The sequence below is a fragment of the Vibrio sp. Of7-15 genome (assembly GCF_022347565.1).
Lineage (GTDB): Bacteria > Pseudomonadota > Gammaproteobacteria > Enterobacterales > Vibrionaceae > NORP241.
Genome location: NZ_JAKRGH010000010.1, coordinates 1 through 26,327 on the forward strand (window position 1 = coordinate 1; position 26,327 = coordinate 26,327).

General features: G+C 41.4%; 21 protein-coding genes, 2 tRNA genes, 1 pseudogene and 1 riboswitch. Of the genes and pseudogenes, 12 read left to right on the plus strand and 12 right to left on the minus strand.

Going from position 1 to position 26,327, the window contains the following annotated elements:
- Window position 1: 1 nt before the first annotated feature.
- From MHO82_RS12380 to treC, 4 genes are all read right to left on the minus strand, one after another.
- Window positions 2-74: transfer RNA gene (locus MHO82_RS12380), tRNA-Gly, on the minus strand.
- A gap of 29 nt (window positions 75-103) precedes the next feature.
- A tRNA-Cys gene (locus MHO82_RS12385) sits at window positions 104-177 on the minus strand.
- A 371-nt stretch (window positions 178-548) separates the two neighbouring features.
- Window positions 549-1,022 (minus strand): DUF2947 domain-containing protein, encoded by a 474-nt coding sequence (locus MHO82_RS12390; protein ID WP_239184266.1) that lies wholly within the window; start codon window positions 1,020-1,022, stop codon window positions 549-551.
- Window positions 1,023-1,162: 140 nt separating this feature from the next.
- Window positions 1,163-2,848, minus strand: coding sequence for an alpha,alpha-phosphotrehalase (treC, locus tag MHO82_RS12395; protein ID WP_239184267.1), 1,686 nt, complete (start codon window positions 2,846-2,848; stop codon window positions 1,163-1,165).
- Between the two features lie 335 nt (window positions 2,849-3,183).
- Between treC and MHO82_RS12400 the strand changes: the two genes are divergently transcribed.
- Window positions 3,184-4,332, plus strand: coding sequence for a DUF1887 family protein (locus tag MHO82_RS12400; protein ID WP_239184268.1), 1,149 nt, complete (start codon window positions 3,184-3,186; stop codon window positions 4,330-4,332).
- A 147-nt stretch (window positions 4,333-4,479) separates the two neighbouring features.
- On the opposite strand, the gene udp is transcribed toward MHO82_RS12400, so the two are convergent.
- The 8 genes from udp to torR form a co-directional block, all read right to left on the minus strand.
- On the minus strand, window positions 4,480-5,244 hold the full coding sequence (gene udp, locus MHO82_RS12405; RefSeq protein WP_239184406.1) for a uridine phosphorylase: 765 nt from the start codon (window positions 5,242-5,244) through the stop codon (window positions 4,480-4,482).
- Between the two features lie 303 nt (window positions 5,245-5,547).
- On the minus strand, window positions 5,548-7,875 hold the full coding sequence (locus MHO82_RS12410) for a zinc/cadmium/mercury/lead-transporting ATPase (protein WP_239184269.1): 2,328 nt from the start codon (window positions 7,873-7,875) through the stop codon (window positions 5,548-5,550).
- A 187-nt stretch (window positions 7,876-8,062) separates the two neighbouring features.
- Window positions 8,063-8,536: a response regulator gene (locus MHO82_RS12415; RefSeq protein ID WP_239184270.1), complete on the minus strand. Its 474-nt coding sequence runs from the start codon at window positions 8,534-8,536 to the stop codon at window positions 8,063-8,065.
- Complete coding sequence (locus MHO82_RS12420; protein WP_239184271.1) at window positions 8,523-9,878, minus strand: ATP-binding protein; 1,356 nt, start codon at window positions 9,876-9,878, stop codon at window positions 8,523-8,525. The genes MHO82_RS12415 and MHO82_RS12420 overlap by 14 nt, the downstream gene beginning before the upstream one ends.
- Before the next feature lie 4 nt (window positions 9,879-9,882).
- Window positions 9,883-11,301 (minus strand): SLC13 family permease, encoded by a 1,419-nt coding sequence (locus MHO82_RS12425; RefSeq protein WP_239184272.1) that lies wholly within the window; start codon window positions 11,299-11,301, stop codon window positions 9,883-9,885.
- A gap of 216 nt (window positions 11,302-11,517) precedes the next feature.
- On the minus strand, window positions 11,518-12,990 hold the full coding sequence (locus MHO82_RS12430; RefSeq protein ID WP_239184273.1) for an MATE family efflux transporter: 1,473 nt from the start codon (window positions 12,988-12,990) through the stop codon (window positions 11,518-11,520).
- A 79-nt stretch (window positions 12,991-13,069) separates the two neighbouring features.
- Window positions 13,070-13,486 carry a CBS domain-containing protein gene (locus MHO82_RS12435; protein WP_239184274.1) on the minus strand — a complete coding sequence of 139 codons (417 nt, stop codon included), beginning with the start codon at window positions 13,484-13,486 and terminating at the stop codon, window positions 13,070-13,072.
- A gap of 177 nt (window positions 13,487-13,663) precedes the next feature.
- Window positions 13,664-14,377: a two-component system response regulator TorR gene (gene torR / locus MHO82_RS12440; protein WP_239184275.1), complete on the minus strand. Its 714-nt coding sequence runs from the start codon at window positions 14,375-14,377 to the stop codon at window positions 13,664-13,666.
- Between the two features lie 243 nt (window positions 14,378-14,620).
- Here torR and MHO82_RS12445 point away from each other — a divergent pair, with 243 nt between their 5' ends.
- The 11 genes and pseudogenes from MHO82_RS12445 (at window position 14,621) to MHO82_RS12495 (ending at window position 26,237) form a co-directional block, all read left to right on the plus strand.
- On the plus strand, window positions 14,621-15,223 hold the full coding sequence (locus tag MHO82_RS12445) for a hypothetical protein (RefSeq protein ID WP_239184276.1): 603 nt from the start codon (window positions 14,621-14,623) through the stop codon (window positions 15,221-15,223).
- A 219-nt stretch (window positions 15,224-15,442) separates the two neighbouring features.
- Window positions 15,443-16,090 (plus strand): molecular chaperone TorD, encoded by a 648-nt coding sequence (gene torD / locus MHO82_RS12450; RefSeq protein WP_239184277.1) that lies wholly within the window; start codon window positions 15,443-15,445, stop codon window positions 16,088-16,090.
- Between the two features lie 268 nt (window positions 16,091-16,358).
- A complete protein-coding gene (locus tag MHO82_RS12455; protein ID WP_239184278.1) occupies window positions 16,359-17,360 on the plus strand; it encodes a substrate-binding domain-containing protein in 1,002 nt (333 codons plus the stop codon).
- A 210-nt stretch (window positions 17,361-17,570) separates the two neighbouring features.
- Window positions 17,571-17,673, plus strand: a riboswitch (cyclic di-GMP riboswitch).
- 135 nt (window positions 17,674-17,808) lie between these two features.
- Window positions 17,809-18,405: a TfoX/Sxy family DNA transformation protein gene (locus tag MHO82_RS12460; protein WP_239184279.1), complete on the plus strand. Its 597-nt coding sequence runs from the start codon at window positions 17,809-17,811 to the stop codon at window positions 18,403-18,405.
- A 315-nt stretch (window positions 18,406-18,720) separates the two neighbouring features.
- Window positions 18,721-19,398, plus strand: a pseudogene (locus MHO82_RS12465) (TVP38/TMEM64 family protein); the annotation flags it as partial.
- Between the two features lie 118 nt (window positions 19,399-19,516).
- The gene (locus MHO82_RS12470) at window positions 19,517-20,665 is read left to right on the plus strand and encodes an ABC transporter substrate-binding protein (RefSeq protein WP_239184280.1); all 1,149 of its coding nucleotides are present in this window, start codon (window positions 19,517-19,519) and stop codon (window positions 20,663-20,665) included.
- 59 nt (window positions 20,666-20,724) lie between these two features.
- Window positions 20,725-22,431, plus strand: coding sequence for a thiamine ABC transporter permease (locus tag MHO82_RS12475; RefSeq protein ID WP_239184281.1), 1,707 nt, complete (start codon window positions 20,725-20,727; stop codon window positions 22,429-22,431).
- Window positions 22,397-23,050: an ATP-binding cassette domain-containing protein gene (locus tag MHO82_RS12480; RefSeq protein ID WP_239184282.1), complete on the plus strand. Its 654-nt coding sequence runs from the start codon at window positions 22,397-22,399 to the stop codon at window positions 23,048-23,050. Before MHO82_RS12475 ends, MHO82_RS12480 begins: the two co-directional genes overlap by 35 nt.
- On the plus strand, window positions 23,043-23,657 hold the full coding sequence (locus tag MHO82_RS12485) for a CDP-alcohol phosphatidyltransferase family protein (RefSeq protein WP_239184283.1): 615 nt from the start codon (window positions 23,043-23,045) through the stop codon (window positions 23,655-23,657). The genes MHO82_RS12480 and MHO82_RS12485 overlap by 8 nt, the downstream gene beginning before the upstream one ends.
- 1,139 nt (window positions 23,658-24,796) lie before the next feature.
- Complete coding sequence (locus MHO82_RS12490) at window positions 24,797-25,864, plus strand: hypothetical protein (RefSeq protein ID WP_239184284.1); 1,068 nt, start codon at window positions 24,797-24,799, stop codon at window positions 25,862-25,864.
- 10 nt (window positions 25,865-25,874) lie between these two features.
- Window positions 25,875-26,237 carry a hypothetical protein gene (locus MHO82_RS12495; protein ID WP_239184285.1) on the plus strand — a complete coding sequence of 121 codons (363 nt, stop codon included), beginning with the start codon at window positions 25,875-25,877 and terminating at the stop codon, window positions 26,235-26,237.
- Window positions 26,238-26,327: the final 90 nt, after the last annotated feature.

Here is a 26,327-nt window from a genome sequence, read left to right on the forward strand (position 1 = left end):
GAGCGACACACGAGGTTCGAACTCGTGACCTCAACCTTGGCAAGGTTGCGCTCTACCAGCTGAGCTAGTGTCGCAATATTCTTTAAGAGCTTAACTCTTAGAATGGAGGCGCGTCCCGGAGTCGAACCGAGGTCCACGGATTTGCAATCCGCTGCATAGCCACTCTGCCAACGCGCCATCTTTGTTACCATCATATAATCAAGAAGTTAATGTGCTTCTCTCTGGTACGCGGTGAATTCTACGGATTCAGAGGGGTGAGTCAACATAAAAAATGAAGTTATTGTTCAAGTGATTAATTAAAAGGCATACTGTAGTAAAAACAAACATATATCATGCCTAAACTCGTCCTTTATAGATTTTTTCTTAACATTGGCCTCTTCTTCATACCTCGAAGCCATTAGGTATTTAAAAGAAAAACAAGATAATCGCTCAAATAACAGACTAAAAAATGAAAAGTGCTAAGTGAAAACCTAAGCAAAGTGTGATCTAACAGAAATGTTCTTTGGTAAGAGGTGGCCTAAATCATTTTAAACCACCTTTATTAACGACTACCTACGATGCCCTAGTTTTACCTTGCCATCCGAGCTAAACCATAAAGCTTGCTCTTTCCTTTTACCAATAAGAAAAGGAAGATCGTCAAAGAATAAGAAGTTCTTCCAGCAGCGCTTAAAAACGCCCCACTTGGTTTCAACAATATTGTACTTTTCGTAACAGAAAAATACCGTTACATCGTCTTCCCAATTGATAAAATTAAGAACCTCTTCCGGCAGCTCAATGTCATCACTGTCCCAACAAGCTTGCCAGTCCACGGTTTCAACCCAATTAGATTCAATATTGGCCCAATCTTCTCTTAATAAACGTTCAGCATCTGGGCTTTGATTACTGACATGTTCGCGCCAAAGCTGAGCTGAACGAGCCTGAGTCAGCGGTTTAATCTTCTCCAAGTCATCATTAGATACTGGAATAGACTGGTGAGTAAAAATCCACTTACGGCTGTATTCATCTAGAGGGGTATAATTCATTAAAATTCCTAACTCAATGTCACAACGCACTTACATCGGTGCTGTTACCTCATTGTACTCTTTCTTGAATTATTGTTGCTATCTAAAATAAAAAAAGGCGTCCCTCAGACGCCAATTAGTGATAATTATAGAGATAAACGTTAGCCTGCTACGAAAAATGCCAGTGCTTGGTAAGGTTGCAACGTCATCGATTTATCCAGCAATACGTTTTCTGAGCAATTATTAACCAAGCATTCCGCGTGTTCGTAATTAAAGGAGGCCAGCTCTTTTGTTAAATCACAAGTGGCAGTTTGCCCATAAAAGTTACACAACACCAATAAACGCTGCTTCCCCCACTCCCTTGTATAAGCATGAATACTTTCATGTTGTGGCAAAATATCCCGATAAGCACCTTCTGTGATAATGGCTAACTGTTTACGAAGGGCAATTAGCTTCTGGTAAAAGTAAAAAACAGAATCAGGATCTTTTAGAGCCAACTCCGCATTCACTTCTTGGTAATTTTCAGCCACTTCTAACCAAGGAACTCCAGTTGTGAAACCAGCATTAACTTCATTATTCCACTGTACTGGCGTTCGTGAGTTATCTCGCGACTTCTGCCCAAGAACCGACAGTACTTCTGCTTCCGTTAGCCCTTGTTGTAACAAGAGTGAATACATATTATGGCTTTCAATATCTTGGTACTGCTCAATGGACTGGTAACCAGGGTTTGTCATACCGAACTCTTCACCTTGGTAGATGTATGGCGTACCTTGCATAAAGTGAACAGCAGCAGCTAACATTTTGGCTGATTCAACTCGGTATAGATCATCACAACCAAAACGACTGACAATTCTTGGCTGATCATGATTACACCAAAAAAGCGCATTCCAGCCTTTATTATGTAACCCTGCTTGCCAATCGCTAAATAGTTTTTTAAGTGCTAAAAAATCAAACGGCATTGCTGTCCATTTATCGCCATTTTTATAATCCACTTTCAAATGATGAAAATTAAAAACCATCGATAGCTCTTTTGCACTTTGATCAGAATACTGTTGGCAATGCTCAATACTGGTTGAGGACATCTCCCCTACCGTAACAACGCCGTATTTCTGAAAGACCGCTTCGCTGATCTCTTGTAGGTACTCGTGTACTCTTGGACCATCTGTATAAAATCGACGTCCATCTCCAATATCATCACTTGGAAAAGCCTGATCTTTAGAAATCAGATTGATCACATCCAGCCTGAAGCCATCCACACCCTTTTCAGCCCAAAAACTAATGACCTTTTTCACTTCATGGCGAACTTTTGGATTTTCCCAATTAAGATCCGCTTGCTCTTTAGCAAAAAGATGCAAATAGTATTGCTTACTTTTTTCATCATACTGCCATGCACTGCCACCAAATTTAGATTGCCAATTGTTTGGTGGCGTTTCTGGCTCTCCGTCTTTCCAAATATAGTAATCACGATACTCGCTATCAGGCCCTTCTAATGCAGATTGGAACCATTGATGATCCGTCGATGTATGGTTCACCACAATGTCCATGATGATCTTAATTCCACGCTCATGAGCTTGCTGTAATAATGAATCAAAATCTTCCATCGTGCCGTAGTCTGGGCTGATGTTGTAATAATCAGCAATATCGTAGCCATTATCTACTTGTGGTGAGCTGTATATAGGTGTTAACCAAATTGCTTCAATGCCTAATTTTTTTAAATAATCGAGCTTAGAGATGATCCCTTGGATGTCACCTGTTGCTTGCCCTTGGCTAGCACAAAAGCTTTTAGGGTAAATTTGATAAATTGAAGCGGAGTGCCACCACTGTCTAGCTTTTGATTCTGTCATCATAAGGAATCTCTACCAATGTGTTATTAACTCGATTTGGCTCTGATTTGCATGATCAGAACCACAAAAGGGACCGGTCCCATTATTACATAAAGAAAATATCATACAAAATAGGTGATTCCATACTGCGTGATCTTCTTCACAGTTAGAACGACGTTCAAACATTCTATTTTTATAGATTTACGGACTTCTTGCTTGAATTTGCGCTCAAAGAACCCAATGTAAAAAACCATACTGATAATAAATCACAAATACTTAGCACTACGGTTCACATCATTTTCCTCTGTTTTTGCCTCTTTAACTTGATGTGTTACCTGCTAGTTTCATAAGGATGTTATATGGCTATTCACGTTGGTATCATAGATCAAGACCCTGTAAGGTTGATCACCCCACTATTTGATGAAAGTGTCTCTGGCCAGCATATGGTTTTTATTGGTGATAAAGACCAATTCACCATGTATGAACGACTACACAGCATTCTTTCCAATCGTGAAATCTCTTCTGAGTTTTTTGAAATTCCATCGATTGTTAACACCGTTGTGATTAAAGAATCCGTTGAATCCTTAGCTCAAGATCTCAAACAACGTGGCGAAGAAATCAAATTTAACGCCAGCTGTGGTTTAAGGCACCGCCTACTTTCCGCCTATGAAGTCTTCCGAACTTACCACTGGCCCATTTTTGTTGTTGAACCTTTCAGCGACAAATTGTGCTGGCTCTACCCTAATGGAAGAGATCAACAACAAGTAGAAGATCGCATTCAATTAGAAGATTATCTGACGATTTTTGGCGCGCGTTGTGAAATCAGCGAAACTGAGCTTACCGACCAACTCGATAAACAGCTACGCGAATTAGGACAACGCTGGGCAAGTAATGCACTAGAGCTCGGCCCAGGTTTGGCTACCTTAAATTATTTAGCCACCACCTGTAGAAAAGAGCAGAAACTTGATGTTGAACTCAGTGAAAAACAACAAGGATACCGTGAATTAGATATGCTACTGGCGGATCTGGTAGATACGGGATTGGCAACATACGAAAATGGCATACTGACTTTTGATTGCGAAGATGCCCGCCGCTTTGCTAACGGAGAGTGGCTGGAAAACCTGGTTCACAGCACAGTAAAAGACATTCAAGATCAACTGCCTACCATTCAAGATCACTCACTTAATGTTCAAGTCTACCGCCAGATTGGTGAGCGTGAAGTGCGCAATGAACTGGATGTGGCTACCGTTGTTAATAACAAGCTCCACATTATCGAATGTAAAACAAAAGGCATGAGAGATGATGGTGATGATACGCTCTACAAACTAGAGTCATTACGTGATTTATTAGGCGGCCTTCAAGCCAGAGCCATGTTGGTTAGCTTCCGCCCTCTTCGCCATCATGACATCGTTCGAGCTCAAGACTTAGGCCTTGCTATTATTGGCCCAGATGAACTCGGTAACCTACAAGATTATCTATTTGATTGGTTTAAAGAAGCTGGCGGCTAATTCAGCCAGCAATTCTCCATTTGTATACACTGTTAAAGGCTTTCGCTCTAAGGTATAGAAAAACATAAGGTATATAAAAACACATAAGAAAAAGCCGCTTTACCCAATGGATAAAGCGGCTTTTTTAAGCCAACCGAACGTTGCTAATTATTTTTTTAGCATATTACGTGCAGCTTCAACCACAACTTTGATTGAACGTGCTTCAGTTACTTTTAGAGTATCGTGATTCGGTGTTTCTGTTTGTGTACGGTTAATAATTACACCAGCAACACAACCAGCTTTTAGGCCAGAGCTTGCACACATAGTTAGCAGCGTTGCTGATTCCATTTCAAAGTTCAGAACGCCCATGTCTTGCCACTCTTTCATGGAGCCTTGGAAGCGTTTAACCACTCGACCACTGAACGTATCGTAACGCTCTTGACCTGGGTAGAAAGTATCGCTCGATGCTGTTACACCCATATGAACTTTTGCACCTTCAGCTTCAACAGCTGATTTCATCGCCGTCGCTACTTCAAAATCAGCAACCGCAGGGAACTCCATTGGTGCAAAGTGTAGGCTTGCGCCATCTAAACGAACAGAGCCTGTAGAAACAATCATGTCGCCTACATTTACGTGTGGCTGAATCGCACCTGTCGTACCAACGCGTAGGAAAGTACGAACACCTAGCTGAGCCAGCTCTTCAACAGCAATAGACGTTGATGGACCACCGATACCAGTAGAACAAACCACAACAGTTTGGCCTTCAAGTTGTGCACGGTAAAGAGTGTATTCACGGTGACTTGCTAAAAACTCAGGGTTTTCCATTTGTTCAGCAATCTTAGCTACACGAGCAGGATCACCAGGAATAATCGCTAGCTCTGCACCTTGTAAATCTTCTTTTGTCACACCTAAATGGAATACTGCAGACATGATGTTCTCCTTTCTTATTTTGTTTATGTGACTCAATTGTAGGGCGAGGTCACATCAATAATTATATTGTTTAGACAATATTCACTATGTAAATACTCTCTGAACACCCAACCAATGTATCGAATTAGCTCGCATCTTAAAGTGATAAAAATCACATATTAAAAATAGATTTATATTACATTTGCAGTAAATATTGATATATATCACACTTAACTTTAGAGGCTGCCTAACTATCTTTACACCAATGATAAAAAAGGCCGCATCGGCGACCTTTTCGGTGTTTCACTGCTAGTACTAATGAAAATATTAATCTTCTTTGTATTTAAACTTAAGCAACCTTAATGCATTTAACGTAACCAATGCGGTTGCACCACTGTCTGCCAATACTGCAACCCATAAGCCCGTCACTCCAAAGAGTGTCGTGACCAAGAAGACCCCTTTTAAGCCTAGTGCTAAGAAAATGTTCTGACGAATATTACTCAATGTCGCACGAGATAATGCAATCATGGCTGGTAACTCAGCAACTCGATTATGAGTTAACGCCGCATCGGCAGTTTCCAATGCAACATCAGTCCCTCCTCCCATTGCAATACCAATAGAAGCGGCTTTCATAGCTGGTGCGTCATTAATACCGTCCCCTACCATGGCGACATGTTTATCTTTGGCTGAGTTTTCAACTTCTTTTACTTTATCTGCTGGCAATAAGCTGGCTCGGAACCCCATATTAAGTTCCCCAGCAATCGCCTTAGCTGCTCTCGGGTTATCACCAGTCAACATCACAGAGCTAACACCTAAATTAGATAATTGCTGCACTGCCGCTGCCGTATCTGAACGTAAACCATCTCGCCATGCTAGTAGCCCCACCACTTGATTGGAGAGAGTCGCAATTACTACGGTTTTACCTTGATTTTCTAGCTGAGCGACTTGAGATTGAGCATCATCAGATACTGGCATATCAGCTCTTGCTGGTGATTGTAAACTAAATATTTCTCCCTTTATTTCACCTTTCACACCGCTGCCTACCATCGTCTCACGATGCAGTGCTTCCACCACCTCGATTCCTTGATGTTCAGCGTGTGTCACCACGGCTTTTGCTAATGGGTGAGTAGAACCTATCTCCACAGCCGCCGCCAGTTTCAGTAACTCAGATTCTGTAAAAATCGCCTTATTTTCGAGTACAACAACATCTGTTACCGTAGGCTTTCCTTCAGTTAAAGTACCTGTTTTATCAAAGGCAACCACTTCTACTTTGCCCAGTTGCTCAAGCGCAGCCCCACCTTTAATTAAAGCCCCTCTTTTCGCAGCAGCGGCTAACCCAGAGGTTATTGCAGCTGGAGTAGAAATCACCAGAGCACATGGGCAAGCAATCAGAAGTAAGGCTAAACCACGATACACCCAAGTTTCCCAAGGCTGTGAAAATAACAGTGGCGGTGTAATGATCACTAACAGAGATAGCACCATCATCGCGGGGGTATACCAACGACTAAACTTATCTAAGAATCTTTCTAATGGCGCTTTGCGGGATTCCGCTTCTTCAATCAAATGTAGAATTCGATCAATGGCATTTTCACCCTGCTTTGATGTGATCGTCAGCTGCACAACTTTATCGGCAGCAACACAACCTGCCATCAACTGATCACCCTTTGATTTCTCAACAGGAACAGATTCTCCCGTTAGTGCGCTTTCATCAAAACTGGCATTCTTTGTCAGCAACACACCATCAGCAGGTAAACGCGATCCTGGCGCAACTTCAACTACATCACCAGGCTGTAATTCACCAGCATCGACACTTTCTCTGACTCCAGATTCTGAAATACGTACCGCTTGCTCTGGTACGAGCGCCATCAACGCTTTTACACCACTTCGAGCTCGTGAAGAGGCGTAAGCTTCTAAATGTTCACCAATCATGAACAGTAGAATGACCATGGCGGCTTCTACCGTTTCCCCAAGGTATAATGCCCCTACAGCCGCCACGCTCATTAACGTTTCGATGGCAAAAGGCGTACCGCTTTTCGCTAACTGTATGGCCTTGCGAGCAATTGGGATCAGTCCCCAAACAGTGGCAAGCGTGAAAGATAAATGGCCATACACTTCTGAAAATTGTTCAACGACTAACGACATGGCCATTAGTACTAACAAAATAAGTAAAGTGAGATTATTTTTCCAAAATGAGGGCTGTTCGACTGACGAACTGGCATTGGCTGCTTTTTGGGTCGATGTTAAAGGAAACCCCGTTTGTTCTGCTTTTTGTTCAACCAAAGTGCCGTGATTTGGTTCATCAATTTGAACCACCAGCTTTTCAGTTGCAAAAACAACACGTGCTTGCTGGACATTGGTCAGAGAGTTAATGGCAGTTTCAAGTTTACGAGCACAGCTTGGACAATCCATACCACTAACAAACCAGCTGAGAGTATGTGAAGAAGTTTTACTGACAAGGCTGGAATCACTGTCATCTGGATCATCAGCGGCACTATCACCACAACAGCTATCGGAACTGGTATCAGAAATAGTGCAACAACCATCACTGGTTATTGGCTTAATCGACGTGATTTTTGTTGTGCTGCAACATGAGCCACTTGGGTTATGTTTATGATCATGTTTATCTTTAAGCGAATGAGTGTGAGTTGAACACATATGAGCTCTCCTTGATAACGTTTGACTGTAATTTAGATCTTAATAATGTTGCTCTCTGCAACAAACTATAAACCTTGGACCTAACTCCAAGGTCAACCCACAAAGCCAAAGTTTTTATCCTCTGGCTTAAATATAGCCAAATCATCCTGATACAGCGGTAAAGCGAGGTCAAGTACCGCGTCGTTGATTACCGTAAACGCTGTAATACAATACGTTGATCAAGCACACTTTGATATTGCTGGTACTCCAAACCCTGATCGAAAATAAATTCAGTTAATAATGACTGGCAACGAAGAACAAGCTGTTCTGCCTGCCAAGGCTTTTCAAAATAACTCTCTACTCGTGCGCCATTAATAGCAGCAATCGTATCTTGATGCGTTGCTTGACCAGTAAGTAACACTTTTTTTGTTGCAACAAAGCGTGAATCCACTGAAATTTCCGTCAGTAACTCAACACCTGTTTTTCCTGGCATCACATGATCTGAAATAACCAATCCAATGAACTCACCTTCAGCATCCAGTTCATCCATTAGCTCTAAAGCCTCAGCCGCAGACTCACAATCTTCAATATTGAAATACGCTTTTAGTGGCGAGAGATCTTGCACCACAGCACTTAATACTTCGCGCTGATCATCCACACAGATAATATTAATTTTTTCCATAACCGTCCTCGACAGGCAGTTTAATCCTAAAAATGGTTTTTTCTGGCTCACTCTTCACGGCAATACTGCCGCCATAGCCATTAATAATGCGTTGCACAATAGAAAGCCCGAGTCCTAACCCAAAGGAGAGGCCACCTTTTTTGGTAGTGAAGTTGGGCTGAAATATTTTTCGCCTTGTTGCTTCATCAATTTCCTCCCCATTATTACTAATGGCCACAACAATCTTGTTTTTCACAGCTCTGGTTACGATTTCAATGTTGGCGTCAGTCGTATTCGACATAGCGTCGCAGGCATTTTTTATGATGTTGACCCATATCTGAACTAACTCGGTAGCACTAGCGCGAAGCAAAGGCAATTGAGCTGGGCTAAGCGTCACATTGACTCTTCGTAAATCACTTTGCAGTAATGAGATCGCTTTATTGATTGAGTCATTCACATCTAACCATTCATCGCTTTCCGTATCATTACGCCCAAGCTGTTTTACCGACTTCACAATGCCCACTGAGTGCTTGGACGCCAAACGCATGTCATGCAAATCGCGTCCGATCTCCCAGTACTTTATGGCTTGCAATGGATCATCCAACCAATGGGGTGGAATATCTCCTTCAGGGAGTGCTCTGGCAAGCTGCTTAGACGTTTCTCTATCAAGACCGTATACCTTTGAAATCCACTTTGCTCTAGCACGAACTTCAGAAGAACTGATGGTTTGGCCATACATGACACCTTGATCTAAAAACAAGCTGGCTTCCGGATGCAACTCTTCCAATTGCTCAAAAATCACCTCTTGCAGTCGCTCAGTTTTACTGCTCAATACACCCACTGCGTTATTCAACTCATGAGCAATACCCGCAGCCAACTGACCTAACGTTGTCATTTTCTCGGCGGTATACAGTTTTTGAATCGCTTTTTCTTTTTCAATTGCCTCTAAGCTGGCTCGCATTTGACGCCGAGCTAACTCGTTCACTATCACAGGTGTAAATTGTGCGGTTAAAGGCCCAAATTTTTCCACTTCAACCGCTTGAGTACTTTTGTCTATCCATGCCAGTTCACTACTTTCTTCTGCGATAACGGTTGTGGAGGCTTCCCAAGTTTGAGCAAAAAAACTGTGTACACCGATAAAAGTATTTTCTGTTGCTGTAAATACCTTAGTGGCTTTGCCTTCTTCAGAAAGTTCACGATTTTGATGAAAATAGCCTGTCAACTTTCCTTTCTTAACCCAATACAGGCGATCATTAAAATCCGCTTGATGAAAAACCGTTTCTCCCGCCTTCACGGTAATTTGACGCTCTGGTTGATTAAAATAAGCCTTAATCAAACGTTGTAATAACTGTTCTTGTTTCATCGGCTTAACCAATATGGCCAACAACATGAAGTAGCCACACCATCACAAAACTCAAAGCGACGCCCACCACACCCAAAATCACGCCCACCTTTGCCATTTGATTACTTTGTATATGGCCAGTGGCATGCGCTAACGCATTTGGCGGTGTACTGATTGGTAAAGACATACCAAGGGAAGCGGCAAAAGTGACCACCAAAATCAAAGTGATCTCGCCACCTAGCGGAGCCAATGTCGCCATAGAACTGCCTAAGGCCGCCATAATTGGCATCAACAAGTTTGCCGTGGCGGTATGAGACATAAAATTAGCCATCAACAAACACAAACCAGCAGCACCAAGTAAAACAACATAAGGGGAAAAACTATCGAAGGGGATGCTATGCACCATCAAACGTGCCAAACCGGTTTGATCTAACGCTAAACCAAGTGCAATACCACCAGACACAAGCCATAAAACATCCCATGATATTTTCTTCAAGTCTTCTTTGTTAATAATCCCTGTTAAAGAGAAGACCGCCACAGGGATCAAGGCCACCGTGTAAGAGTTCATACCATGCGCAGATCCCATCAACCATAAAATAATCGTCAGAGCGAACGTGATATAAACGGTAATGGCTTTTGGTGTTTTTAAGAACTTACCTTTTATATTGAGTTCAATGGTTTTCTGATCCGCAGGATAAAGGGCATTAATTAGGAACCAAGCCAGTGCCATCATCACAATCACAAATGGCACACCAAATACCATCCATTCACCAAAAGTAATCAAGTTATCCCCCACTAAGTATTTCAAGGCAATGGCATTTGGTGGAGTACCAATTGGTGTACCGATCCCGCCTATGTTGGCAGCAACAGGAATAGATAAAGCAAACGCGATTTTCCCAGGATCTTTTGCTCCAAATAGAGCGATAACTGGGGTGAGAATAGAAAGCATCATGGCTGTTGTGGCGGTATTTGACATGAACATTGAAAAAATACCGGTGATCAACATTAGCCCCAACATCACAAACCTAGGGTTCGTGCCAAAGGGTTTAAGTAGTACCCGAGCTAAGTTAACGTCAAGTCGATATTTTGTCGCCGCCATGGCCAGAAAAAAACCGCCGAGAAACAGCATGATGATCGGGCTGGAAAAGGTCGCCATTATCTCATTGTATTTTAAGAGTTCCCCAAAATGGGCATGCCCTTCATCAGCTCTAAATAAATAAATGCTTTTATCGGACAATAAGAGTAATTCAAGCACAATCACAACCACCGATGTGGCATAAATGGGAATAGGCTCAAATACCCAACATAAAGCCGCCAGTAAAAAAATTGCAATCACTCGCTGCTGAATAACCGTTAAGCCCTCAAATGGGAAAAAAGAGGTTGGCAACACCAAAATAAGCAACGGAATAGCAATGGGAATGAGATATTTTAAGTATGAACGCATAACACAACACTTCCTAAAACGATAAATGCTATTAGCCAATACACGTTACTGTTTGTCTTCATCGTTATTCGTAAACGTATACTGGAAAAGCAGCTGAATGGTCATCCAACTGCTTGATAATCGGTAAGGAAATATTATGTTACAAAGGTAAAAGCTAAGTTTGGTGTCAGATCAATAGTTAACCATAAAGTGGTAATTCGGTGCTATTCAGTGATCTCAGCCACTTAAATTCGATAAATCCGCAGGATCCTTTTTGGTTGGTACTTCTTGAATCATCACCGATTCAGAAGAGCAAAACGGAGTCATGTTCACACTGGTTGTTGCAGCCTCTTCTTCCTCGTGATCAAGCTGTACACACTCATGATTCGCCACCATTTCATTAATTTGTTGATTAACCATATAAATACCAATCAAACCAAATAAAATGGATCCTGCGGCTTGACCATAAAGTACGCCTTCAGCCCCGTAATACAATGCGCCAATATACACAAAAGGCAATGTACCTAAGGTCGCTTTGCCTAAATTCAACACAGTCGATAACAACGGTCGACCTAAGTTATTAAAGGACGTGTTAGCCACAAACAAAGCCCCATTAAACACAAAAGTAATAGCAACTACAGTACAAAATGCCACGATCATCTCACTTGCGCCCCCATCAAGCTTAAAGACATCAATGATCAACTGCTGTGAGTAATACAGCACCACTGCCACCAGCACACAATAAACGGTGGTAAAGATTAGCGCATTTTTTAAGGTATCTTTAACTCGGTCTAATCGTTCAGCCCCAAAGTTTTGACCAATAATTGGGCCCACAGCGCCAGATAGAGAAAATATCACCGCAAAAGACACGGGAATAATTCGCCCTATAACGGCAAAGCCTGCCACATAATCTTCACCAAATTGCGCAATGTGCGAAGTGACGATGGCATTGCCGATTGGCGTTGCGGTGTTGGTTATGATGGCAGGAAAAGCAATCGCAGCAACCATGGTGAAATCGTTCTTCACACTTGCAAGTGTTGGCAGAACAATCAGGTTATGAACTCGGATCAACCCCCAGAGTGAGAAAGCGAGCACCGACATTCTCGCTAATACGGATGCAATGGCAGCGCCTTCCACCCCCATGCCCAGCCCAAAAATAAAAATAGGATCGAAAACCGCATTAACAATACCGCCAGACAAGGTCGCATACATAGAGCGTTTAGCATCACCAACGGCTCTTAAGGCTGCCATGCCCGCCATTGCAGCGGCGATTAATGGGCTGCTTGGTAGTAAAATATACAAATAGTCCGCTGCTTTTTCCGCCGCTACTCCAGTCGCACCAATCATAGCCAACAGCTCGGGTAACCAATACAACATACTTGCAGAGACAAGAATGCTGATCACACACGAAATAAAAACCGTACTGGCCGCGATTCTTTTCGCACTATCGATTTGCTTCGCCCCCAACGCTTTTGAGACTAAAGCGCCCATCGCAATGGATGTACCAATAGAAACAGATGTGGAGAAAAAAACTAACGTGCCAGCAAACCCAATCGCCGCAGCAAGTTCGACTTGACCCAATAAGCTAATGAAGAACATATCGAGCAGATCGACCAAAAATAAAGCCATCAGCCCAATCGCGCCAGCACCTGACATTACAAAAATGTGCCGCATTGTCGATCCCTGTACAAATTTAGCCTGATCTGCCACGTCCCTCTCCCACTTTATTCTTTTTATACAAAAGGCGCTTTAACGCGCCTTTAATAATTACTTATAAATATATGGAACACTATACAGGATGTTTCGAACATTCACCAATTGAGCTACCAATTGCCCGTAGAACATCACGTCTCGTAATAATGCCAACCAAGCGAGAATCCACGGTTACTGGATAGACTTTTGGCTTTTGCCCTGACATCGCTTGGGCCAATTCAATCAAGGTATCATCTGGTGTTACTGTCAGTACGTCACGACGCATGCAATCACTCACAATATTGGTATCTTGACAATAGTAGCTGGCTTTAAGCAGCGTTTGAATCATGTCTTGCTCAGACAAAAAGCCGACAACATGTTCTTCATTATCAATAACAGGTCCACCTGTTTGATTGGATGCCAACAGTTTATCCAGTGCCGCTGAAAGTGACATGTCTGCCTTGAATGTCACCGGACGTGCGCTCATGTAGTCCTTAACTTTGAGAGAATCCATAAAGCCCCCTAAATGCATTATGTTGAATTTATTATTGTTTACCTCTTAAGTGTCGCTCATTTATTTCATTTTGCTAAATTGGAAATAACTATTTTATTCATAGCCTGTTCCTATCAGCAGACACAAAAAAGCCGAGAATCACTCTCGGCTCTTAAACATAAATGCGTTTAGAAACTATTAATCACCTGCAAACATGTACCCTTCACCATGAACGGTCACGAAAATTTGCGGGTTCTTTGGATCCACTTCCATTTTGGCACGCATGCGACGGATCAGAACATCAATCGTACGATCATTCGGAGCATCCACACGATGGCTGATCATATTCAAAATTCGCTCACGGCTTAACACTGTGTTTGGATAAGAAGAAAACGCCACCAACAACTCATATTCTGCTTTGGTTAATTTCACAGGTTCATCATTACGACTCAAGGCACGGCGGTTAATATCAAACGTCCACTCCCCAAAACGAATAACGTTATCTTCACTTTGCTCTTCAAGGGCAAGTTCTTTCGCTTTATCCGCTAAAGACATTCTCCACAGCAAGTTTTTCACTCTAACTAACAGCTCACGCAACTCAAATGGTTTCGTCACGTAATCGTCAGCCCCCATTTCAAGGCCAACAATACGGTCAATACTATCTGTACGTCCTGTAACAAGAATAATACCAATATCAGATTTACTGCGTAGAGCACGAGTCAGTAGTAGGCCATCTTCACCTGGAAGATTAATATCAAGCATAACCAGATCAATCTGCTGCTCAGCAATAATAGCGTGCATCTGCTCACCATTTTCTGCTTCACTCACCCGATAGCCTTCATTTTCAAAGTACCCAACTAGCTTTGCTCGGGTAACAATTTCATCTTCCACTACCAATATATGCTGACTCATCGCACTCTCATCTTTCTGTTTCTACTTGTTTGGGCCGCTATTCTATTCATATTTTGTCATAAATCTAGCGTAAATATCTCGAAGGCAAATATTTCAAGTACCAGCATGATCTAAAACAAGATTTGAGGTTCCTATTAACAAAGTGTCATAAGCTACCCTCGTTTGTTCATCCAAACACCTAACCGTATTCATACTTCAGCAATACAATATGCGTATCAATGCTCTTAATTGCATTTAGTCAGGATGACACACCTAAATATAAGCGTAGATACGATGAGAAGAATTTTGCAGGTTTCATGGGGTCAATTTAGAAAACATACCCTTCCCGCCATGATTTTATTGCTAAGTACACACACCCAAGCAAGCCCGCTTATGCAGTACACAGCTGTCAGTTCTGATCTCAGAACCTTAAGTACCAGCGGCTGCACCATAACTGAACCTTCATCTGCCAAGTCTATAAAAGAAAAAGCCTCTCTACTGTATTCTTTGGCTGAAAAGCCCCTTTTTTCTACCCCAAGCGCTAACGGTACTGTTCAGGGAAAACTCTTACCCGCATCAGATGTTTTGGTGATCGCTTGCGACAAAGAAATGCTCAAAGTGCAACTCACGGGATGGATTGAAAAAACAGGTAAAGGTGAGGTGTTAAGCCAGCAGATGGGCAATCGAACCTTTACTGCCACCATTCAAGGCGATATAAAAAACAAAAAACAAATCTTAGATGAGAAGGTCGACCATAACACCAAAATTGCTTGGCAATATGTCTCGGTCCAAGCTTGGGTTACAAAAGATAATTTAGCTGAAAGTATTCAACCTATATGGCGCTTTTCAACAGACAACACCATATAATCATTGTTTTCATACCATTACATATTGCCGCTCTTTCTTGGATAACCTTGTTAAAGATCATCAACTGGGTGCCTTATTAATGATAGAGTTAACGATAATAAGCTTAATTGAACCATTGTTGAGCAAACAAACTAAGATAATCACAAAGGCTATTCACATACATCATCAGACACGCGAAGATGTATGTGAATAACATTCTTTTTCTGGAGTAATAAAACCATGCAAGAGATCATTGCATTTAATGAACAACGTGCTGAAATCTACTGGTGGCTTTCAAGCTTGTTTGCCAAAGAGCTAACAAACGAAGATCTAGAACACTATCAAAGCTATGAAATCCGAACTTTTTTAGACGGTTTAGCACAAACTCCAGAATTATCTAAACCAATGGAAAACGTGAAAACGTCTCTTAATCAACTTCTTGATCGTGAAGAAGCGCAACTCGAACTTGCTGCGGATTTTTGCGGGTTATTTTTAAGTACACCAAAAACTGGTGCGTTGCCTTACGCCTCGATGTACGTTGGTGAAACTGGCTTATTAAACGATAAACCAGCTCAAGACATGGTGAAATTAATGTCTGAATATGGCATTAGTCAACGTAAAGAGTTTAATGAACCCGCTGATCACCTTGCTATTCAATTGGATTTTTTAGGTAATTTAATCATTCGTTCAAACGAACAAAAACAGCCAGAACAAACTGAAGAACTAATGCAAGCTCAACTGGCTTTCTTAAAACAACACCTATTAAATTGGCTTCCTGCTTTCGCAAAAGATTGCCAACAACGCGACAAATTTGGCTTTTACGCCGCGGTTTCTCAATTATTACTCGCTTTTTGTCAATTAGACGAAGCCTTCCTTATTGGCGAATAATATTTTATAACCCTCTAAAATTCCTAATTAAACCGGTCTGACCAGATCGGTTTTTTTATTATTCCGTACTTGATCCCAATCAAAAAATGCCGCCGTTGTACATTCAAACATTGTCACTTCTATAAGTTAGATATAAAATATGTGATCGCAAACGATTAACTATGTACGAAAAAAATAATTACAACATTTTACCGCTTTAGTAGCGGTTTTTTATTTTGTACAGCAAACAAGCTTGTTTATATTTCAAGCTTCCCTACAGGATTTTTATATGTCTACAATTAAAGACGTTGCCCGTCTCGCCGGTGTTTCTACCACAACGGTTTCGCACGTCATCAATAAAACTCGTTTTGTTGCTGAGGCCACTCAAAAGAAAGTCCAAGACGCTGTAGAAGAATTAAACTACGCCCCAAGTGCCGTTGCTCGAAGCTTAAAATGCAATACCACACGCACTATTGGCTTATTAGTCACTCAATCAACCAACCCATTTTTTGCTGAAGTGGTACATGGTGTTGAAAACTACTGCTATAAGCAGGGTTATACCCTGATCATGTGTAATACGGAAGGTAACATCACTAAACAACGTGATTACCTACGTATGCTTGCTGAAAAGCGTGTCGATGGCTTATTAGTGATGTGCTCAGATCTCACCTCCGATCTGCTTGCCTTACTAGAGCGCAAGACTGAACTGCCGATGGTGATTATGGATTGGGGTCCAGAAAGCCCACATACCGATAAAATAATCGATAACTCTGAAGAAGGCGGCTATTTAGCCACGAAATACTTACTGGATAATGGTCATAAAGACATTGCATGTTTAACAGGCCATATTGATAAAATGGCGTGTAAAGAGCGTATTCATGGCTACTACCGTGCACTGGCTGAATACAACGTTACTCCAAATGAAGATTGGATTTTGGAAGGTGACTTTGAATGTGAGCAAGCGATGAAGCTCGCTGAACAAGTGATAGCAATGGAAAAACGCCCTACCGCTATTTTCTGCTTTAATGACATCATGGCATTAGCAGTAATGAGTAAGTTTCAGCAAAGCGGCATAAGAGTGCCTGAAGATATTTCGGTTATTGGTTACGATAATATCGAGCTGGCTCCCTACTTCTCTCCACCATTAACAACGATTCACCAGCCAAAACGCCGTGTGGGTAAAACAGCTGTTGAAATCCTGCTAGAGAGAATTAAAGATAAAGATCACGAGAAGCGTACATTTGAAATGACACCAATTTTAGTAGAACGAAGTTCTGTTAAGAAAATCTAATCTTTATCTCTGATTCTATTTTGTAAATGCGATCTATCATGGTCGCATTTTTATTTTCTTCTCTTTGTATTCACTCACTTTTTTTGCGTGTTTTATAGGCACTACATATGAATCTTGATTACTAGTAAATATTCTATTTTATGGCTCAAGATCACACTTTTATTTTCCAATTCTAAATAAGTATCACAAAATTGTTATACACTTTGTCTGTCACGCACAGGGCAAACCATTTGAAAGAATGGGACGCAAAACTTCCGGCCTAAATAAATTACTCATACAAATGAGTACTTTATATGGTAGCGGGGTCGCCGATGGCAGGTATATACATTTCTTTGTAGATGTCTAACTTTTTATTAACATTGTTATGACATTCTCAATCAATTGCCTCGCTAATCTATCCTCTAGCTCTGAATGTTAGGTGACACAAATTCATTCACCGAGAAGCAGCATGGATAAACCAACACTTAAAAACTCATTAAAACTGTTTGACCACCTTGGCACCGTTAAATCTCGTTCTATGTTTGGCGGGTTTGGCATTTTTGTCGACGACACAATGTTTGCCTTAGTGGTTCAAGATCAACTTCATTTGCGAGCTAATGAAAAAAGCTCGACTTTGTTCAAAGAACAAGGGTTGAAGCCATATGTTTACAAAAAACGAGGCTTTCCTGTTACAACCAAGTACTTCGCTTTATCTGAAGACGCTTGGAATAATACCGATCAAATCTTAATTCAAGCTGAATACGCACTAACGAGTGCTCGCGAAGAAAAACAAGCACAAGCAGCTGCTGGCCCTAACCGTTTAAAAGATTTACCAAACCTTCGTTTAGGCACAGAGCGCATGCTTAAAAAAGCGGGAATTCAATCAGTAGAAGACTTATGTACTGCTGGTTCTATTCAAGCATTTTTAGCCGTTCAGCAGTCTCACACATCCAATGTGAGTGTTGATCTGTTATGGGCATTAGAAGGTGCTATATGTGGTAAGCACTGGTCTGTGATTCCACAAAACAGAAAAACAGAATTATTACAAAAGCTCGATCACGCATAATAACAATAATAAAACAACAAACGGTTCTGATGTCGGTATATCTATTCCAATAGAATACTGAGGCCGTTGTACCCTGCTGCCGATTAGGGTGCTCAAGAACTTTTGAGCTCCCTAATTCTTCAGTTTACTTTGTAAAGCATCAGTAATACAACACCCCACTCTCTTACTACCTGTATTGATACCTCTACTTACTTCTTCAAACGCACTTATCCATCGACTGTATTTTACTATTAAGACAAAATTAATTTTATTTGAAAGATTTCTTTTAAGAATCAGGTCAATCATCATTAATAGTTCTTTTTGTAGGAAAACAACATGGATAAGAAAAAAATTCTGGTTGCGATATTCATTGCGATTGTTGGGCTGTGGTTTGCCTTTGATCTTGGCCAATACCTGACCCTTGAAAATGCCAAGCTTCAGCAACAAGCACTGCAAGATACCATCGCCAGCCAACCATTACTTTCTAGCTTGGTCTATTTTGCCCTTTATATCAGTATTACCGCCCTTTCATTACCTGGTGCAGCCATCTTCACCCTACTCGGTGCCGCTCTTTTTGGCTTTTGGTGGAGTTTATTATTGGTTTCATTTGCCAGTACCATTGGAGCAACACTCGCCTTTTTGTTCAGCCGCTACTTACTAAAAGATTGGGTACAGAAGAAATTTGGTCAAAAGCTCGAAACCATTAACAAAGGCATTGAAAAAGATGGCCCATTTTATCTTTTTTCTTTACGCCTAATTCCAATCTTCCCATTCTTTTTAATTAACCTATTAATGGGGCTTACTCCTATAACCGCGAGCCGCTTCTATTTATTTAGCCAAATTGGCATGCTTCCTGGCACCATGGTCTACCTTAATGCAGGGACACAATTGGCTGAGATAGATAGCCTATCTGGCATTGTTTCCCCATCGGTACTGATTTCGCTTGCACTGCTTGGATTATTTCCTCTGATCGCGAAACACGTTATGGGCTTTATCAATAAACGTAAGGCCTATGGCAATCCATAGCAAATACAGTAAAATCAAAATCTTGATACCATAACAATACATATCCATTACGTTTTTCAACCATTATAAAATGAATCTTAACAGGGACTAACTTCAGGGAATCATGATGAAAAAATTGATCACCGCACTTAGCTTAATGCTATGCAGTCAATGGGCATTAGCAGAAACACCCAAGCATTGGGATGAAATTGAACGTAAGGCTCGTGGGCAAACGGTATATTTTAACGCTTGGGGCGGTAGTCAAGAAATTAACGCCTATTTACGTTGGGCTGGTAAACAGCTGAAATCGCGTTATGGCGTCACACTAAATCATGTAAAAGTCTCTGATATTTCAGAAACCACAACGCGCTTGCTCGCTGAAAAAACCAGTGGCAAGCACTCTGGTGGCAGCGTTGATATGGTTTGGATTAATGGTGAAAACTTTAAATCCATGAAGAACAGTAATTTACTTTTTGGTCCTTTTGTCAGTGATCTACCTAGCTGGCAATACGTTGATAAATCACTTCCAGTGGATGTGGATTTCACCGAGCCAACATTAGAATTAGAAGCTCCGTGGGGAGTTGGCCAACTTGTATTCATCCACGATAAAGCCACCTTAGCAAACCCACCGCAGACATTTACTGAAATGCTGAGTTTTGCGAAAGCATTCCCTGGTACACTGAGTTATCCTCGTCCACCAGCCTTCCACGGCACCAGCTTCCTAAAAGCGGTGTTACTTGAGCTAAGCTCGAACAAAGACGCGTTGTATCAACCCGTTGATGACGCAAACTTTGCTGCTGTCACTGCACCTCTTTGGCAGTACCTTGATGATTTTCATCAATACGCATGGCGCAAAGGTAAGCAATTTCCAACAGGCAGCACTCAGATGATGCAATTGCTTGACGATGGTGAATTACAACTTGCCATTACTTTTAATCCAAATTCAGTAAGCTCTGCTCAAGTTAGTGGCACATTGTCTGAAACTACCCAAGCTTATGCTATGGAATCCGGTGCGTTGTCCAATATTCACTTCTTAGCCATTCCTTGGAACGCTAATGCTAAAGCTGGCGCACAAGTTGCCATTAACTTTTTACTCAGCCCTGAAGCACAATCTCGTAAAGGCGATTTAAATATTTGGGGTGACCCAGCGGTATTAAAAACAAAACACCTTTCTGGCAGTGCAAAAGAAACCACGCTGTTTAAATCTATTGATGAACCACACCCTAGCTGGCAAGTGGCCATTGAAAATGAATGGCAACGCCGCTACGGCCAATAAGGCTACATTTTAATTTAACGTTAAGGCTCAATTCTTTGGGCCTTTCATCAAGGCTATTTATGTTCCGTCTGCTGTACCTGACGATGGTAGCAATTTGTTTATTACCACTAGTTCCTGGGGTACTAGGGCTCGTTTTCTCTTCATTTCATTACTTACCCCCTATTGGGTTTGAGAGCCCCTCTTTCGATGCTTTTAAGCAAGTTACTCAATGGCCTGGCGTGGAAAAATCCATCCTGTTAACCATTGTAACCAGTGTTTTTAGCACCATACTTGCTACCAGTATTACTTTTCTCATTTTAAGAGCAAGCTGGCACTCCAGTAAGTGGCAACGCATCGAGCTGTGGTTGTCTCCTCTACTGTCTCTGCCTCATGTCGCTTTTGCTATCGGGTTTGCATTTTTATTCACCCCAACCGGATTGATCGCCCGACTTATTGCATTTATCTTAGATGATCCCAGTATCAGCCAATGGAGTTTAATCAATGATCAGTACGGTATTGGCTTAATTATCGCGTTATCCATTAAAGAAGTCCCTTTTTTGCTGCTCATGAGTATTCCTGTACTTAAACAGTTAAATGTGCAGCAAACTTTAATTACTGCCAATAGCTTGGGGTACAATACCAAACAAACTTGGATGACCATCATCCTTCCTCAGTGGTTGCCTAAAATACGCTTCCCTTTATATGCCGTTATGGCTTATAGCATGTCTGTTGTGGATGTTGCTCTTATTCTTGGGCCAACAAACCCACCAACCTTTGCCGTGTTAGTTTGGCAGTGGTTCAACGATCCAGATTTAAACTTTCTACCAAGGGCCGCTGCAGGAGCAATGATTCTTTTCCTACTTTGCTCCCTATTGCTAATGTTAATACGAGCTTTTGAATTTCTATTCACAAAGCTGTGGCGAAAATGGCAATATAATGGCCACCACTCGTTGCACTGGCCCGGCACTGGTTTATTTAGCCTTATCGCCATCATTCCATTGCTGACTCTACCGCTCATGCTAGTGTGGTCGTTTGCACTGCGCTGGCGCTTCCCCGATTTAATGCCATCTCGTTTCAGCCTTCGTTTCTGGCAGCAGGAATGGGAGTTCATTCAAAGCGTCATCTTCATCAGCCTTAATATAGGACTGCTCAGTGGCTCTATCGCCTTATTACTGGCTTTGATCGCTCATGAATACCACCAGAAGCACAAAATTCGCGTCCCTAATTTTATTATTGCGCTGCCTATGCTGGCCCCTCAACTTTCCATTTTATTTGGTATCCAAATCGCCACGATTTTAGTACCTGGTGAGCATTACTCGTTATGGGTAATTTGGGCGCACGTTTTATTTGCGTTTCCCTATATTTATTTAGCTCTCGACGGGCCTTGGCGCAGCTTCGATATACGTTACGAAATGACCGCCCTGAGTTTAGGCATGTCGCCACTAAAAGTGTGGTGGAAAATTAAACGCCCAATTTTAATGCCAGCCATTTGGTTAGCATGGGCAGTCGGGATCAGTGTCAGCCTGACACAATACCTGCCAACTCTTATGCTGGGTGCCGGCCGTATCAGCACCCTAACCACCGAAGCAGTGGCGTTAGCAAGTGGGCAAGATCGCAGAGTCTCAGCCTTATACGCATTATGGCAAGCCGCTCTACCACTCGCCTTCTTTGTATTTGCTTTAGCAGCTAGTCGATTAGCTCAAGTCGATCGCGTTGGTTTAAAAACATCATCACCAAGGAGTACACTCGTCGATGAGTCTGTGCATAAAAAATCTCACAATCTCTGATCGTTCCCATACGCCACTGTTTAATACCGTGAGTTTTTGCATTGAACCGGGACAAATTTTAACCCTCATGGGGCCAAGTGGTTGTGGTAAATCAACATTACTAAGTGTGGTGGCGGGTCATCTGTCGCCAGAGTTTCACTTTAACGGCGAGATCACCTTAAACAATAAAGATCTTACGGATCTTCCTCCTGAAAAAAGACAAGTCGGGATCCTGTTTCAAGACGACTTACTCTTTCCACATTTATCGGTCTGGGAAAATTTAGCCCTTGCTTTGCCAGCTCGATTTAAGGGCATAAACCGGAAACAAAAAGCCCTAGAGACACTGGCTCAAATTGAACTACTTCACTTAGCTGATCATGCTCCATCACAAATATCTGGGGGCCAACGCGCTAGGATCAGCCTAATGCGCATGCTACTAGCCGAACCTGCTGCCATTTTATTGGATGAACCTTTCAGCAAGTTAGACAAATCACTACGTATGTCTTTTCGAAGTTGGGTGTTTTCTCAAATCATTGAGCGGAAAATACCGACCTTGATGGTGACACATGATGAAGATGACATTCCCGATAACAACCCTTGCCTAACTTGGCCTTGGTCACAGGACATAAACCATGCTTGATAGATACAGTATTAAACTCATTCGCTGGCCATTAACACAGATAGCTGCACTGCCTAACAAGCTTGGAATAACAGCTAACCATATTACATTAACTGGCTTTGTGATTGGTATGCTGGCGCTGCCTGCTTTAGCGTTTGAAGAATACCTATGGGCGTTGGCCTTTATTCTTATTAATCGCATTTTTGATGGGTTAGATGGTGCTGTAGCACGAATGCAGGGTATTACAGATTGTGGCGGTTTTTTAGATATCACACTGGATTTTCTGTTCTATTCCATGGTGCCATTTGGGTTTGTACTAGCGAACCCAGACGCCAACGGTATCGCTGGCGCTTTTTTGATTTTCTCTTTCATGGGGACAGGCTCTAGCTTTTTAGCTTTTGCCATCATGGCAGGTAAAAGACAAATAGATAACCCGGTGTATAAGAGTAAATCTTTGTATTATATAGGGGGTTTAACAGAAGGCACCGAAACCATCGCCTGCTTTGTGCTGTTTTGTTTACTGCCGCAACACTTCGCCACAATTGCCTTCATTTTTGGTGCCTTATGCTGGTTTACCACAGCGACACGAATTTGGGCGGGCTACCACACCTTAAAAGAAGATAGGTAATAATTAACCTAGCCTCGCCTCAGATCTGCATAAGAGATTGCTTTTCAAGCCGAGTAATTTTAATACTCGGCTTCTATTATTGAAAAGTGTAGGCAATTAATCCAGCTAAAAGATTAACCATGAAACCGATACAGCTTCGGTACCGAGTATGTTCTATTTGAGAAATATGTTTTAATTGGTCGAAGGCAGTCTCAATGATAAGTCTCTTTCTTAACATAAGCTTGTCCATACTTTCATAGCCTTCGGCTTCATACTTTTCCTTGTGTCGGTGATGAAATAGATATCTTTTTCCACCAATTCATCAGCTAATCTTTACGATATATAGCCCTTATCCCCGTAAATCTTGGCACATTTCCACAACAGGTTTTCGGTCATCCGCATTTCCAGTGGTTACTTTCACTGAAAGTAACCACTGGAAAACTATCTAAAAGCCTGAAGACAGAGTGGATGCCAGCAGCTGTCGACTTAACTATGAACCAAGCAAGAAAGGACTGATGGACTATGACAACTGGCAACAGCCACATCAAGAAAATGATGGGTTGTCGCCAGCCACTGCTGAAGATCGGCTTAAAGTAGTATCCAAAATTTGTTGAACACTACAAATGTCAGAAAGTGGAATTATAACCATCAATATCGTTTTTCATATACCACCTCAGTGATGATTTTAAAAACTTCTACCTCGACATCATTCATCGCTGTTACAAAAAACATTTTCCTACGTTACTGAGTGCGAGTTACTTAATCTCCCCTCAAAGCTGGTGCTTTAATCTTAATATGATTAAGGGAACAACGCCATAAACTCGCTGAATTAGATATGATTAAACTTGCTTCACACTATAACTCTTTAAGCCTACCTTCATTTAGGAGGAAACACCTAAAAAAACCCAATAATGACAATAAAGTTCATATGTAATGAACCAATCAAAATTAAATTAGTTGGTCAAACAATACACAAAAAATAGAAATACTAATAAAAATAACTATCATTTGCACTTTTATTTGATATTTATATTGACGACATATATTTAATTAAAGTACATTCCCACTGTGAATGGCCATTCATATAAGCTGAGCCCAATAATTAACTCAAATAGGTTTGTATGTTAAGAATAAATTATCAATTATTTTTCGGTTAAAATATGAAGTTTAATAAATATTTTAATAGTACTTTAATTGCTTTTCTAATTTCATTTAATTGTAATGCTACCGCTGAGGGAGCTAAAAAAAAAGAGGACTGCCTTTTTTTAGAAGAAGGAAAAATATATGAACACCACGATGTGAATGGTGAACTATGTTTTTATAGTGACTACCCATCAAACACTATAATTAAAAAAACATTAAAAATACAAGAGGCAGCTGACTCTTCTTATTTTAGACCTACCCACATGAAGTTAAGAGTGGTTCAATACCAAGATGATGGAAGTAAACTAGTTTCACGACATAGCAATAGTAAAAATGTTGGTCCTATATTTGGTTTAAAATCAAACTCAGCAATGTATATATTTAGAGTTGAAAATAAATTTACCGTTACCAGATGGGAACCTCTGCAAGCAAGGATGTCATATTGGTTGCTAAAAGAGTTTTCTGATCATGAAATCTTACTAGGCAATGAAAAGCCTTTAGGTGATAGATCAGAATTAAGTGCTGCCAATGTCAGTAGCGGGTATATTATATTAAAAGACTATGCAAAAGGCGTAATTAGTGCTGGTGTTGGCGGATACACAGGCAATCTAGCTGGAGGCTCAAATGTGCCAACATCAAATGTAGTCGCAGGCGTAGTTGGCGGCACAGTAACTGTTGTTGTATCACCGGTAGCTACACCTTTCGTCGGAGCCGTCGTTGGTGCCGCTGTCACTGGCTACATAACAGACGATATAAACAGTGGTCGAGTAAGCCTTGTGGACATCATGCCCATTCAACCAAACCCACCAGGACAACCACTTAAACCACTACCACGTCCTGGAGACAGTGATGGCGGCGGCGGCGGCATCGGCGGCATCGGCGGCGGCATCGGCGGCATCGGCGGCGGCATCGGCGGCGGCGGCGGCGGCGGCGGCATCAGCTTACCAGGAGACGTCATAATTATTGACAATGGTATCGGTAAAGAAGAATTACCGGATGGAACTGTTACTATTGGCACACCAATAATAACACATGTCTCTGCTGGGGGGAAAAAATGCACAGATTGTCACAAAGATAACGATTGATAGGATAAACATGTTAAAAAAAATTATTGTTCCACTGAGCCTTTTATTTACAGTTAGTGCTAGTGCCGAAGAATGTATTAAATTACAAGACAACCTTGTTTATGAACTCAAGCCATATGGTTTTCAGTGTTTCATAGGCGACAAGCAAACTAACGCCGTAAAGTCGACAAAAAGTAATAACTATGAATATCACTTAAAGCAAAATATCAATGGCGAAATAATTTATATTAATGCAGACAAGTTAATTTTGACAGGAAAAACTTTTTACCTAAAGACATTAAACGATGCTTATATTATTAAAAAAGGTTTAACCTATACTGTTGCTGATCAGCCAGATTATATTGAGGGATTTATTCCTCTTGAAAATAAATAGCACCATGCTGTTATTATAATAAATTAAGAGTCACTATCTACTTATGAAGGATTGTGACTCTTTTGTTTAAAAATTAGAAACTTATTCTAC